A 12,974-nucleotide genomic window follows, 5' to 3' on the forward strand; every position below is an offset into this window, starting at 1 on the left:
ACCGATCGCCGCACACACCCGGACCGATCGCCGCACCCCGGCCGTCCCGGGTCCGTGCGGCGATCGGTCCGGCCGGGGTGCGGCGATCGGTCCGGGTGTGTGCGGCGATCGGTCCGGCCGGGGTGTCGAGGCGGTAAGGGGTCAATCGTTCGACCACTGGTGACATGAAGGGATTCAGTCCGTACGCTTCTGAATATGGATATGCACACAGTCGTGGTGGGGACGTCCGGTACCACCGCTCAGGACGTCATCGCCGTGGCGCGCGGCAACGCCCGCGTCGAGCTCTCCGAGGCCGCCGTGGACGCGCTCGCCGCGGCCCGGGAGATCGTGGACGCGCTCGCCGCCAAGCCCGAGCCGGTCTACGGCGTCTCCACCGGTTTCGGGGCCCTGGCCAGCCGGCACATCGGCCACGAGCTCCGCGCCCAGCTCCAGCGCAACATCGTCCGCTCGCACGCGGCCGGCATGGGCCCGCGCGTCGAGCGCGAGGTGGTGCGCGCGCTGATGTTCCTGCGGCTGAAGACGGTCGCCTCCGGGCGCACCGGCGTACGCCCCGAGGTCGCGCGGACCATGGCCGACGTGCTCAACGCCGGCATCACGCCGGTCGTCCACGAGTACGGCTCGCTCGGCTGCTCCGGCGACCTGGCCCCGCTCTCCCACTGCGCCCTGACGCTGATGGGCGAGGGCGAGGCGGAGGGCCCCGACGGCACCGTGCGCCCGGCCGGCGAGCTGCTCGCCGCCCACGGCATCACCCCGGTCGAGCTGCGCGAGAAGGAGGGCCTCGCCCTCCTCAACGGCACGGACGGCATGCTCGGCATGCTGGTCATGGCCCTCGACGACCTGAAGAACCTCTACACCTCGGCCGACATCACCGCCGCCCTCTCCCTGGAGGCGCTGCTCGGCACGGACAAGGTGCTCGCCCCGGAGCTGCACGCCATCCGCCCGCACCCGGGCCAGGGCGCCAGCGCCGACAACATGCTGCGGGTCCTGGCCGGATCGGGACTGACGGGCCACCACCAGGACGACGCGCCGCGGGTCCAGGACGCCTACTCCGTACGCTGCGCGCCCCAGGTCAACGGCGCGGGCCGGGACACCCTCGACCACGCCCGTACCGTCGCGGGCCGCGAGCTGGCCTCCGCCGTCGACAACCCCGTCGTCCTGCCCGACGGCAGGGTCGAGTCCAACGGGAACTTCCACGGCGCCCCCGTCGCGTACGTCCTCGACTTCCTGGCCATCGTCGCGGCCGACCTCGGTTCGATCTGCGAGCGCCGCACCGACCGGCTGCTGGACAAGAACCGTTCGCACGGGCTGCCGCCGTTCCTCGCCGACGACGCGGGCGTGGACTCCGGCCTGATGATCGCCCAGTACACCCAGGCCGCCCTGGTCAGCGAGCTGAAGCGGCTCGCCGTCCCGGCGTCGGCCGACTCCATCCCCTCCTCCGCCATGCAGGAGGACCACGTCTCCATGGGCTGGTCGGCCGCGCGCAAGCTCCGTACCGCCGTCGACAACCTCACCCGGATCATCGCCGTCGAGCTGTACGCGGCGACCCGCGCCATCGAGCTGCGCGCCGCGGAGGGGCTCGTCCCGGGGCCCGCCTCGCGCGCCGCCGTCGAGGCGCTGCGCGCGGCCGGTGCCCAGGGCCCGGGGCCGGACCGCTTCCTGGCGCCGGACCTGGCCGCGGCGGACGAGTTCGTACGGGCGGGGAAGCTGGTCGCGGCGGTCGAGCCGGTGACCGGCCCGCTCGCGTAGCCGGGCGTGCGGGGGCTCGGACGGAGCCCCCGCACGCACGAACGCGCGGAGAAAGCAACGGGGCGCAGTGGGGTGCAGCGGGTCGCGGGAGGGGCGACGGCGCGAGGGCCTACGCTCCGGCGCATGAGCGCTTCTGAAACATCACAGTTCGTCCGCCTTAGGGTCGACATGGTGCTGGAGATCACGGACCTCGCCGCCCTCAGCGGTACCGCACTGGAGTCCATCGCCGCCGAGTACGGGGAGTACGGCGAACCGGACGGCGAGTCCGCCGAGGAACGCACCCGTGCCGAGGCCGCCGTGCGGGCGGACGGCGCCGAGGCCCTCGCCTCCCTCGTCGACCCGTTCGTCCTGGTCGGAGAGGTGCCCGGGGTCCGGCTCACCCGGGCTTCCTGGAGCAGCGAGAGCATCGACCACGACCCGGACGACCCGGACCACTGGGACCTCGACGACGAGGACGACGACGAGGGGTACGGGGAGTACGAGGCGTACGGGGACGGGAGGGGCGTCGGCGTCCCGCACAATGGGTGAGGACGACGCCGGACGCGACGGCGCGAGCGGCGGGCCCGGCGGGTGATGAGCACCGGCCCCGGCCCGTTCCGCACGGGCCGGGGCCGTGCCGTTCACCGCTCGCCCGTACGCGATCGACGTCGGGAACCACCGCAACGGCGGATGCGTCGATGAGTGTTGTTCCCCACATCTTTCGCGGATGTGGAACGGAGGGCCCGCGCCAGGGGTTCTTTTCAGGGACATTGGCGGGCGCCGCCGGTCACCGGTGGATCCGCTCGGGGTTTTTTGGGGATTTCGGCAACGATGGAGAAGCGTGTGATGACGGACAGCAAGCGGCGCAGGGGTCTCATGGCCGCGTCCGCACTGCTCGGCGGCGTGCTGGTGCTCACCGCCTGCAACGACGGCACGGACAAGAGCGCCGACGGCTCGAAGAAGTCTCAGGCGGCCGAGGTCGACAAGGCAGCCGCCCAGGACGCCTCGGAAGCACAGATAACGATCTCGCCGAAGAACGGCGCGACCAACGCGAGCATCAACAACGACGCCAAGGTCACCGTCACCAAGGGCAAGCTCTCCGAGGTCGTCATGACCACCTCGGCCGGGGCGGCCGTCAAGGGCACCCTCGCCGCCGACGGCAAGAGCTGGAAGCCCGACGTCCAGCTGGAGCGCTCGACCACGTACAAGATCACCGCCACGGCGAAGGACTCCAAGGGCCGCGAGGCCCACGAGAACTCCTCCTTCACCACCGTGTCGCCCGCCAACAGCTTCATCGGGAACTTCACCCCCGAGGACGGCTCCACGGTCGGCGTCGGCATGCCGGTCTCCATCAACTTCAACAAGCCGATCACGGACCGCAAGGCCGTCCAGTCCGGCATCACCGTGACGTCCAGCAGCGGCCAGCAGGTCGTCGGCCACTGGTTCAACTCGCAGCGCCTCGACCTGCGCCCCGAGGACTACTGGCAGGGCGGCTCCACCGTCACCCTGAAGCTGGCGCTCGACGGCGTCGAGGGCGCGGACGGCGTCTTCGGCGTGCAGCAGAAGACGGTCACCTTCAAGGTCGGCCGCAACCAGGTCTCGACCGTCGACGCCAAGGCGAAGACGATGACCGTCACCCAGGACGGCAAGACGATCAAGACCATCCCGATCTCCGCCGGTTCCTCCGACAACCCCACGTACAACGGTCAGATGGTGATCTCCGAGAAGTTCAAGGAGACCCGGATGAACGGTGCGACGGTCGGCTTCACCGATGACGACGGCAAGGGCGAGTACGACATCAAGGACGTGCCGCACGCCATGCGGCTGTCCACCTCGGGCACCTTCATCCACGGCAACTACTGGGGCGCGCGGTCGATCTTCGGCAGCGCCAACACCAGCCACGGCTGCGTCGGCCTCGCCGACGTGAAGGGCGCGGGCGACTCGGGCCAGCCCGCCGCCTGGTTCTACAACAACTCCCTCATCGGCGACGTGGTCATCGTCAAGAACTCCCCGGACAAGACCATCACCCCCGACAACGGCCTCAACGGCTGGAACATGAGCTGGTCGCAGTGGACGGCGGGCTCCGCGGTCTGACCCGACCCCACGCGTCCGGTCCCCGGCGCACCCCGAACCCCGCAGCATGAAGGCGGCGGCACCCGGATCCACCAGGATCCCGCGGTGCCGCCGCTTTCGCGTGCCCGCGGGCCGTTCGCCCCCGTACGTCCGCGGGGCCATTCGTACGTCCGCGGGGCCGTTCGTGTGTACGTCCGCGGGGCCGTCCGTACGTCCGCGGGCTCAGTGGGGGAAGGCCATGGCGTCGCGGTGGGCGGCCAGGTCGCGGCGGCGGACCTGGCGCAGGCCCGACGGATCGGTGTACGGCTCGCCGGTGCAGCCGTTCGGGAGCGCCACGGGGTGCGGGACGTCGGGGCCGGGAGCGGGGCCGGTGAGGAACGAGCGCAGCCCGTACCAGGGCTGCAGCGGCAGCAGGCTCAGCCCGTACAGCCAGCGCCGCACCAGCCGCCACAGCCCCGGACGCCCGGCATCGGGCAGCCTGATCACCCGGATTCCCATGATCAGCTTGCCCAGGCCGGCCCCGGTGACCGCGGTGAGGACCACCTGGTTGAGGAACGAGAACGCGAGCGCCGGACCGGCCAGCAGGCCGAGGACCTCGGTGACGGTGGTGGACGCGTCCACGTACGGCCGGGCCAGCAGGCCGGCGGTGACGAGGCAGAAGTAGCAGTCGAGCCCGACCGCGAGATGGCGGCGCGTGTCGCCCGCGCGCGGCGGCAGCCGCGGCCCGACGGGGTGGCCCGGGGCCGGGCCCGGGGCGGGTACGGGTGTGCGCGCGGACGTGGGCGGGAGGGCCGTGCCGCGGGTCGGCGCAGTCGGTCCGGAAGGGTTCCGGGTACGCCTCTTCCCCCATGGCGTTGTCATGACAACATCATGTCTGATGTTCCGTCATCCCGTGTCCGGAAATCGAACTCCCGATGCGGCGGAACCACGCGTACCGCACCGTGCGGTGCCGCATCGTGCCGCACCGCACTTCGTGACCGCCCGGGACGGCCGGGGTGAAAAGGCCCTTAGTCTCGCAGCCATGACCGTCGCCATCACCGCCATGATCACCGCAGTGGTCGGGGTGCTCGGCACCCTCTTCGCCCCCGTGCTCACCCAGCGGCTGACCGCGCGCCAGCGCGCCGAGGAGGCCCGGACGGCGGAGGCGCAGCGGAGGTTCGAGGAGCGGCGCGCCCAGTACACGGCGATGAACCGGGCCTCCCGGCAGTTCCACACCCTCCTCAAGGACGCCCTGCACCGCATCCGTGACGGCGTCTACACGGACCAGGAACGCACCCAGCTCGAAGAGTCCCGGCTCGAACACCGGGACCACTACGCCGAGGCGCAGATGATCGTCCCCGAGCGGATACTCCAGGCGTCCCGCGACCTCAACCGGGTGCTCGCCGCCGGGGACGCCGCCGTCAAGCGCCTGGACCGGGGCCTCGCCCGCGACGGCGAGAGCGTCGGGCAGGCCCTGGAGGACCTGAAGGCGGCCGGTCCCCGCCTGGACGCGATGCGGGGGCTGATGCGGCGGGACCTCGGAATCACCGACTGAGCCGCCGCCATGGTGCAGCCCGCTACACCATGACTCCGGGGGCGCGGCCCCTCGTGGCGCCCGACGCCCGCCAGCAGTATGGAGACGTCGCCGGGACACCGCCGGGGCCCGCCGGTACGAAGGCGGTGCCGACCACGACGCCGACCACGGCACCGATCACGGAGGAAAGCCATGAAGCCCCTGCTCTGGTTCGTTTTCTGCATCGCCCTCGTCGCCAACGTCTTCCTCAACCTCCTGGAGGACGACACCCTGCACATCGTGCTCAGCATCGTCACCGGGACGGTCGCGCTCGCCTCGGGCACGGGGCTGTGGCTGCGGCACCGGGCCGAGCGGGCGTAGCGCGCCTCCGGGCGCGGCGCCCCTCCGCCCGTGCCGGGCCGGGGCGAAAGGCGCCTGCGCGGGTCCCGCGCGAGACTTTTCCGGGGCGGCTGGGACAATCGATGTGCCACAACGGTTCTGTCCGTCGCTTCCGTGAGCCGCAGAGCGTGCGATGTCTGGGCGACGCCCTCAATGGGGAGGGGGGACCGCGACGTTCCCGGGACGGGACGTCTTCGCGCGCGATGCCCATCGACGGAAGGTCTTGACCTGATGCAGGCCACCCCTGATTCCGTGACCCCGCACACCACCGAGAGCCGTGTCATCGAGCCGCTGTACGCGGAGATTCTCCGGCGCAACCAGGGCGAGAAGGAGTTCCACCAAGCGGTACGAGAGGTCCTGGAGACCCTCGGCCCGGTCCTCGCGCAGCGACCGGAATTCGTGGACGCGAGAATCATCGAGCGCGTCTGCGAGCCGGAGCGCCAGCTCATCTTCCGGGTGCCGTGGTCGGACGACTCCGGCGACATCCACGTGAACCGCGGCTTCCGGGTCGAGTTCAACAGCTCGCTCGGACCGTACAAGGGGGGTCTGCGCTTCCACCCCTCGGTCAACCTCGGCATCGTGAAGTTCCTCGGCTTCGAGCAGATCTTCAAGAACGCGCTCACGGGCATGCCCATCGGCGGCGGCAAGGGCGGCGCGGACTTCGACCCCAAGGGCCGCTCGGACGCCGAGATCATGCGGTTCTGCCAGTCGTTCATGACCGAGCTCCACCGTCACCTGGGCGAGTACACCGACGTCCCGGCCGGTGACATCGGCGTCGGCGGCCGGGAGATCGGCTACCTCTTCGGCCAGTACAAGCGGATCACCAACCGCTACGAGTCCGGCGTCCTCACCGGCAAGGGCCTCGGCTGGGGCGGCGCCCAGGCGCGTACGGAGGCGACCGGCTACGGCTGCGTCATGTTCACCGACGAGATGCTCCGCAGCCGCGGCGAGTCCCTCGACGGCCAGCGCATCGCCGTCTCGGGCTCGGGCAATGTCGCGATCTACGCGATCGAGAAGGCCCAGCAGCTCGGCGCGACCGTGGTGACCTGCTCGGACTCCACCGGCTACGTGGTGGACGAGAAGGGCGTCGACCTGGCCCTGCTCAAGGAGATCAAGGAGGCCGGCCGCGGCCGGATCTCCGAGTACGCGCAGCGGCGCGGCGAGCACGTCAAGTACGTCGACGGCGCCGGGGTCTGGAACGTCCCCTGCGACGTGGCCCTGCCCTGCGCCACCCAGAACGAGCTCCACGAGGCCGACGCCCTGGCCCTGGTGCGCAACGGTGTGAAGGCGGTCGCCGAGGGCGCCAACATGCCCACCACCCCGGAGGCCGTGCGCGTGTTCCAGGAGGCGGGCGTCGCCTTCGCCCCCGGCAAGGCGGCCAACGCGGGCGGTGTGGCCACCAGCGCCCTGGAGATGCAGCAGAACGCCTCGCGCGACTCCTGGACCTTCGCCCACACCGAGGAGCGCCTCGCGGAGATCATGCGTCACATCCACGACTCCTGCTACACCACGGCGGAGCGCTACGGCAGCCCCGGCAACTACGTGGTCGGCGCCAACATCGCCGGCTTCGAGCTGGTCGCGGACGCGATGCTGGCCCAGGGGCTCATCTGATCCGGCCGTCCCCATGAGGACGCCTCCGGCCCGGCCGCTCCCCGCGACCGGGCCGGAGGCGTCGGCGCGGACCGGCCGGACGGGCCGGTCGGGACGACCGTACGGGTCGGACGGGTCGGTCGGGCCCTGCGCGGCGACCGGGCCGGTGAGTCCGGTCGGGGCCGGCAGGGCGACCGGTCGGTGCGGGCGGGTCAGCCGATTCCGTCGCAGGTTTCGTAGTGGTGGCCCTCATGGCCGCGGGCCACGAGGTCCAGGTCCCGCCGGACGACACTGATCCGGTCGCCCCAGCCCTCGCACGCCCGCTCCATGCCCTGCCCGGTGTACTCGATCACGATCACGTGGTCACCGAAGGCGGCCGTGTAGTCCCCGCATTCGTCGTACTGGCCGCACTCCTCCACCACGGCGAAGTCGGCACCGACCTCCTTGCGGAACGGAGCCAGCTCCGCGGTGTTCTTCTGGCCGATGGCCAGGCCCTTCGCGTGCGCGTGGGCGGCGAGCAGGGAGAGGAACGCCTTCGCGTCGTCCGCGGTGAGCAGGCCGCGGGGCGCGCGTGTGTAGCTGTCGTAGTTGTCCGGGTCGACGGCCCGGTAGCCCTTGGCCGCGCACGCGTCGATCCAGGTGTTCACCTTCCGCGCGATCCGCTCGCGCTTGGCGGCGGTACGGACGTCCAGCATCGCCTCCCCCCACTCCTCGTCCATGACGACCTCGCCCGACCCGTCGCGGAGCAGCAGATCGGCGTCCCACTCCTTCTCCGCGCCCGGCTGGGCCTGGAAGGCGTTGACGTAACAGATGTTGTAGATCCCGGGCGCGGGCCGCTCCGTGTGGTCCCGGGCGACGACGGACACTCCGGCCGGCGGCGGGTAGGGCGCGCCGAGCTGGTAGTCGAAGCCCGCGTGTGCCGGGGGGAGTGCGATCTCGGCCGATTCCCCCTTCCCGGCCTTCCCGGACGGGGAAGGCGTCCCGGTCGCGGCATCGCCGCCCGAACAGGCCGTGGCGAGGAGGGACAGGACGGCCGACACGGCGAGCGCCGCGGAGGACCGGCGGAGAAAACCCCTGGTACGCATTGGTGGCAGGCTCCGGAGGGAAGAGGGCCGAGGAGGCCGGACGTCACCAGGGAGACGGGCGCCGCGGACGGCGCCGCGTGGGCGGCCCCTCGAAGCACCGGATCATCCGCCGACCGATTTTATCCCGTACGTCCTGGAAGGCGGCCGGCCGGCCCGCGCCGTGCCCGGCCGTGGTGGTGGCTCGACTTCAAGTCCCTTTGTCTGAACGGGAGTTCATACCCATTGACGCCGGATGACCGGCACTGCTGTAGTCCTCTCGCCCACGAGGAACACAGTCGAGGCGATGCCGGACGAGAGGCAGGGCTCATCAGATGAAGCCGGGCAGGGTTGCGGCGACCATGGCGATGGCGATCGCGCTGGCCGTCGGGAGCGCGGGGTCACCCGCGATGGCCGCGGACTGGACGCGGACGGGGGACTACTACCGGTGGACCGGGTTCAACGCGCTGGAGCGCGGGCAGGGCGTCGCGACGGACGGGACGTACTTCTACTACGCCGGACCGGGCGGGATGGTGAAGGCCACCGCGGCGAACGACTCGGAGGTCGCCTCGTCGCTGTTCCCGATCCCGCCGCTGCTGAGCGGCACGTACGGCGGTGACCACATCGGGGACCTGGAGTACCACGACGGCTACGTGATCGCGCCGATCGAGGACGGCCGGGGCGGCTACCGGCACCCGCTGCTGGCGCTGTACGACGCGGACGACCTGAGCTACACCGGCCGTTACGTGCAACTGCCCCTCGATCAGATGCCGGGCGGTGTGCCGTGGGTCGCGGTGGACGCCGCCGCCGGGCTGGTCTACACGGCGCCCTGGACCCAGGACGCCGCGCAGGGGACGGACAAGCTGATCGCCTACAGCCTGAACGACCTGCTGACCCTTCCGGCGGGCGCCACGCTCCCGGTGGTGCGGACGGTGACCCTGTCGCGGCCGCTGAGCAGGATCCAGGGGGCCGCGATGTGGCGGGGCGTGCTCTACGCGTCGGTGGACGACTCGGCGAAGTCGGTCCACACCGTCGACCCGGTCTCGGGTCAGGTCTCCCACGCCTTCGACCAGGACGTCGAGCCCGGGGACGAGGTCCAGGGGATCGCCGCCTGGGACTACGGCCCTTCGCGGGGGCAGCTGCACATCGTGAACGTGGGATCCGGCTGGAAGTCGATCTTCCTCTACCTCCAGCACTACGCACCGGCCGGCTGATGCGCCGACTGCCCCCGCCGCCCGACCGGGCCGACGCCTGACCGGGGTGCCGACCGACCGGGTCGCAGTCTGATCAGGCCGACGCCCGACCGGCCGGCGCCCGACCGGCCGGCGCCCGACCGGCCGGCGCCCGACCGGCCGGCGCCCGACCGGCCGACGCCCGACCGGCCGACGCCCGACCGGCCGACGCCCGGTCGGACGCCGCGGGTCGGCCGGGGCGCGGTCCGGCTCCCGGTCCGGTCAGTCGCGGTCCGGTCGGCTGCGGTCGGGCTCCCGGTCCGGTCCGTGTCCCGGCCCGCGACCCGGCCCGTGGCCCGGACCATGTTCCGGCATCCGGTGCCGGAAGGTCTCCGCCGCGGCCGTGTTCGCGGCCACCACGATCCCGAAGAGCACCGCCGCCTTTGTGTGACCCATCGCGTGGACCGCGTACACGCCCCCGCCGAGCACCACCGCCTTCACCAGCAGCACCCCAGCGAGGGGCAGCTGGAAACGGGCGCGGGGGGCGGCGAACAGCCCCCAGACCGCGGCGGCCGCCGCCGGGGCCCCGAGCCCCAGCAGCAGATGGGCAGTCGTGTCGTCCCCGGCGGTGAACCCCCACCAGGACAGCATGACCAGCGCGGCCAACTCGATGAGGAACGCGAGGAGTTCGTTGGCCATGAACCACGGCGGCGAGGCCGGGGCAGCGGGGGAGCCGTGACCTTCGCTCGTCATCGGTGGACAACTCCTCTTCGTCCGGCGTCCGGTGCTCGTCGCCGGGGCCCCGGCGACACCGAGGATCGCCGCTTCCGGTGTGTACCGCCCGTGGAGAGCGGGGAGATCATGTGAACAGCAAGTGGTCAGCATATGCCGGTGACGGCCCGTGCGGGTGGCTCCGGTCGAACCGGGAGGCGAACGGGCCCCCGGCCCGGTCTGGGCGGAGGGCCCGTGAGCGTCACCGGTGCGGCTCAGCCCGCCTGGTCTCCGGTGTAGCGGTAGATGTTTCCTGCGGAGTTGACGCCCCAGACGGTGCCGTCGGCGGCTGCGCCGATGTCGGTGAGTCCTCCGGGGATCTGGACCCAGGGGTTGGCGTCGTCTCCGGTGTAGCGGTAGATGTTTCCGCCGGAGTTGACGCCCCAGACGTTGGTCCTGGATCCGGCGGAGATGCGGGTCAGGCCGCCGGGGATTCGCTTCCAGTGGTTGGAGTCGCCCTGGTCTCCGGTGTAGCGGTAGATGTTTCCTGCGGAGTTGACGCCCCAGACGGTGCCGTCGGSGGCRGCGCCGATGTCGGTGAGTCCTCCGGGGATCTGGACCCAGGGGTTGGCGTCGTCTCCGGTGTAGCGGTAGATGTTTCCGCCGGAGTTGACGCCCCAGACGTTGGTCCTGGATCCGGCCGAGATCGCCGAGAGTCCTCCGGGGATCTTCTGCCAATGAGCCATGTCGTTTCGTTCCCTTCGTTCCTTCCCACGCGGATGTGCATCTGATGGGTCGGCGGAAACGAGGGCGGAAAAACGGGCGGATGTCCCGACCGGCTCATGAAGCGGTCCGAAAACCGATGTTTCGTTTTCCGGTGCTCCGCAGTCCCGTCGGGGCGGGACGGGGCTGCGGGGTCGTGCATGGCCCGAAGGGCAGTCACACCCATGGGGAATTGCGGGCGCGGCTCGCTTGACCCGGAGCCGCGCGGGGGACGCCGGTCAGGCGCGCGGCGGGCCCGCGACCCGCTGGAGGCGGAGCTGGCCGATCTCCGCGGCGTTCTTCATCAGTTCGGCGTTGACCCAGGCGATCATGTGGGCGACGGTGTGCCGGGGGTCGTCCTGCCACGGGAACGAGGCGGTGGCCTCCAGGTCGGCGCCGGTGAGCCGGTCCAGCGCCCCCAGCCAGTCCTCGCGCAGAGCGCGCAGCCATTCGACCGCAGGCTTGCCCGGGCCGGGCCAGACGACGTCCTCCCGCTCCCGGGGCGCCCGCCCCCGGGCGTGATCCGCGGCCACGCCCCACCACCAGCCGATGTGCCAGCTCAGCCAGCCGATGGTCGGCACGGGGACGGGATCGGGCTCGGTCTCCGCCCAGTCCACCGTCCACGTCCCGTCGTCGGCCGGGTGGAGCGTCCAGCACTCCGCGGCCGGTTCCCACAGGAAGTCGTCGGCTTCGAGCCGCTCCAGGTGGTACTCGAAGAGCGACCACGTCAGGTCGAACTGCCAGCGCAGCAGGTCGAGTTCGGGGGAGGAACCATGGTGGGAAGGAGTCACCGCACGACTCTCGCACGCGGTGGTTCCGGAGGAAAACGAATACCCGACGGGGCCGTGTCCGCGTGTCCGGGCATTCGGGCACCCGGCATTCGGGCACCCGCACGACGGCGCACACGATCGGGGTCGTGGGGGATGCCCGTCCGACTGCGTCCACGGGAACCGGCGGCGTATGGTCAGGGACGAAAAATTGCCACAGTGACAATTTCGGGGGACGACGATGAGCGCTGGACCGGGCCCATGGGGACCGTACGGCGGTGGCCCGCAGCCGGCCGGAGGGCAGGTCGGGTGGCCGCCGCAGCCACCGGGCCCGGGAGTGCCGCCGCAGGGCCGGCCACCCGGCGGCGGCGGTCCGCAACCGGGGTGGGGACCCCAGCCGGGGTGGCCGCCGGGCGGCCCGCAGCCCGGTTGGGGACCGCAACCCATGCCGCCGTCACGGCTGCGGCGGGTGTTCCGGATGCTCAACCCGATCATGGCCGGGCGCAGCGTGTGCAAGCCGTCGCGGCCCGACCGGGTGGACGACCCGACGGTGCGGAAGATCCAGATCCTGCGCATGGTGGTCGGTCTCGCCGCGATGGTGTGGATCCTGGTGGCGTACCGGATCGCCTCGGACACCAAGTCCGTGGCCATGCAGCGGCTTGATCAGGTCGCGGACTCCGCCGCCCTGCTGGCGGCCACGTTCCCGGTCGTCGTCGCCGTGTTCGTCGTCGCGAGCCGTCCGCACAACCGGCGCCTGTACCTGCGACGGGCGCTGAAACCGGTCGGGGCGCTGCTGGCCCTGGGCGGCACACTGCTGTACTTCGTCCTGCTCACCGACGGCACCCTGACCGGCGGCCCCTTCGGGCAGATGCCCGAGCATCCGACCGGGTCCGACTACCTGTACCTCCTGTACCAGCTCTTCCTCGTCGTCGTGATGCTGTGGGGGTTCGTGTTCGTGCCCTACGGCGCCGTCCTGTCGCTGACGCACGTGTTCCGCACCGCCGACATCCACGACGTCCTGCCCCCGATCATCGCGACCGTCCTGGTCTGGGAACTCGCGATCGTGGACCTGATCTCGAACACCTACGACGGCGCCCCCCTGCCGGTGCGGCTCGCGGCGGTCTTCGGCGGCCCGCTGTCGGTCACGGCGGTGAGCCTCTGGGAACTGCGACGCCTCAGGACCCGCCACGGCCTCACCCTGCGCCACGCCCTCGGCCGCTGA

General features: G+C 71.6%; 13 protein-coding genes. 8 read left to right on the forward strand and 5 right to left on the reverse strand.

Annotated features, from left to right (window positions below; translation table 11 throughout):
* Positions 1 to 201 precede the first annotated feature (201 nt).
* The 3 genes from hutH (at position 202) to EAO76_RS29085 (ending at position 3,819) form a co-directional block, all read left to right on the forward strand.
* Entirely contained in the window at positions 202 to 1,746 is a 1,545-nt protein-coding gene (gene hutH, locus EAO76_RS29075; protein WP_399463377.1) for a histidine ammonia-lyase, read from the forward strand.
* Positions 1,747 to 1,869: 123 nt separating this feature from the next.
* Positions 1,870 to 2,274 carry a hypothetical protein gene (locus tag EAO76_RS29080; protein WP_148838881.1) on the forward strand — a complete coding sequence of 135 codons (405 nt, stop codon included), beginning with the start codon at positions 1,870 to 1,872 and terminating at the stop codon, positions 2,272 to 2,274.
* A 282-nt stretch (positions 2,275 to 2,556) separates the two neighbouring features.
* Entirely contained in the window at positions 2,557 to 3,819 is a 1,263-nt protein-coding gene (locus EAO76_RS29085; RefSeq protein WP_148838882.1) for an Ig-like domain-containing protein, read from the forward strand.
* 201 nt (positions 3,820 to 4,020) lie between these two features.
* Here EAO76_RS29085 and EAO76_RS29090 read toward each other — a convergent pair whose 3' ends face one another.
* The gene (locus EAO76_RS29090) at positions 4,021 to 4,659 is read right to left on the reverse strand and encodes an RDD family protein (protein WP_148838883.1); all 639 of its coding nucleotides are present in this window, start codon (positions 4,657 to 4,659) and stop codon (positions 4,021 to 4,023) included.
* A gap of 160 nt (positions 4,660 to 4,819) precedes the next feature.
* Here EAO76_RS29090 and EAO76_RS29095 point away from each other — a divergent pair, with 160 nt between their 5' ends.
* The 3 genes from EAO76_RS29095 (at position 4,820) to gdhA (ending at position 7,300) form a co-directional block, all read left to right on the forward strand.
* On the forward strand, positions 4,820 to 5,332 hold the full coding sequence (locus EAO76_RS29095) for a hypothetical protein (protein ID WP_148838884.1): 513 nt from the start codon (positions 4,820 to 4,822) through the stop codon (positions 5,330 to 5,332).
* 171 nt (positions 5,333 to 5,503) lie between these two features.
* Positions 5,504 to 5,671: a hypothetical protein gene (locus tag EAO76_RS44880; protein WP_187438827.1), complete on the forward strand. Its 168-nt coding sequence runs from the start codon at positions 5,504 to 5,506 to the stop codon at positions 5,669 to 5,671.
* Positions 5,672 to 5,920: 249 nt separating this feature from the next.
* Positions 5,921 to 7,300, forward strand: coding sequence for an NADP-specific glutamate dehydrogenase (gdhA, locus tag EAO76_RS29100; RefSeq protein WP_148838885.1), 1,380 nt, complete (start codon positions 5,921 to 5,923; stop codon positions 7,298 to 7,300).
* A gap of 191 nt (positions 7,301 to 7,491) precedes the next feature.
* Here gdhA and EAO76_RS29105 read toward each other — a convergent pair whose 3' ends face one another.
* Complete coding sequence (locus tag EAO76_RS29105) at positions 7,492 to 8,364, reverse strand: endo alpha-1,4 polygalactosaminidase (RefSeq protein WP_148838886.1); 873 nt, start codon at positions 8,362 to 8,364, stop codon at positions 7,492 to 7,494.
* Positions 8,365 to 8,702: 338 nt separating this feature from the next.
* Here EAO76_RS29105 and EAO76_RS29110 point away from each other — a divergent pair, with 338 nt between their 5' ends.
* Positions 8,703 to 9,554, forward strand: coding sequence for a hypothetical protein (locus tag EAO76_RS29110; RefSeq protein WP_148838887.1), 852 nt, complete (start codon positions 8,703 to 8,705; stop codon positions 9,552 to 9,554).
* A 240-nt stretch (positions 9,555 to 9,794) separates the two neighbouring features.
* Here EAO76_RS29110 and EAO76_RS29120 read toward each other — a convergent pair whose 3' ends face one another.
* The 3 genes from EAO76_RS29120 to EAO76_RS29130 all read right to left on the reverse strand — a co-directional run bounded on the left by EAO76_RS29120 (position 9,795) and on the right by EAO76_RS29130 (position 11,776).
* Positions 9,795 to 10,265 carry a YrdB family protein gene (locus tag EAO76_RS29120; protein ID WP_148838888.1) on the reverse strand — a complete coding sequence of 157 codons (471 nt, stop codon included), beginning with the start codon at positions 10,263 to 10,265 and terminating at the stop codon, positions 9,795 to 9,797.
* A 233-nt stretch (positions 10,266 to 10,498) separates the two neighbouring features.
* Positions 10,499 to 10,969: a tectonin domain-containing protein gene (locus EAO76_RS29125; protein WP_262375817.1), complete on the reverse strand. Its 471-nt coding sequence runs from the start codon at positions 10,967 to 10,969 to the stop codon at positions 10,499 to 10,501.
* A gap of 255 nt (positions 10,970 to 11,224) precedes the next feature.
* On the reverse strand, positions 11,225 to 11,776 hold the full coding sequence (locus EAO76_RS29130) for a DinB family protein (protein ID WP_262375818.1): 552 nt from the start codon (positions 11,774 to 11,776) through the stop codon (positions 11,225 to 11,227).
* 421 nt (positions 11,777 to 12,197) lie between these two features.
* Here EAO76_RS29130 and EAO76_RS29135 point away from each other — a divergent pair, with 421 nt between their 5' ends.
* Positions 12,198 to 12,974 carry a hypothetical protein gene (locus EAO76_RS29135; protein WP_148838889.1) on the forward strand — a complete coding sequence of 259 codons (777 nt, stop codon included), beginning with the start codon at positions 12,198 to 12,200 and terminating at the stop codon, positions 12,972 to 12,974.

Source organism: Streptomyces sp. sk2.1 (assembly GCF_008120935.1).
Taxonomy (GTDB): Bacteria; Actinomycetota; Actinomycetes; order Streptomycetales; family Streptomycetaceae; genus Streptomyces.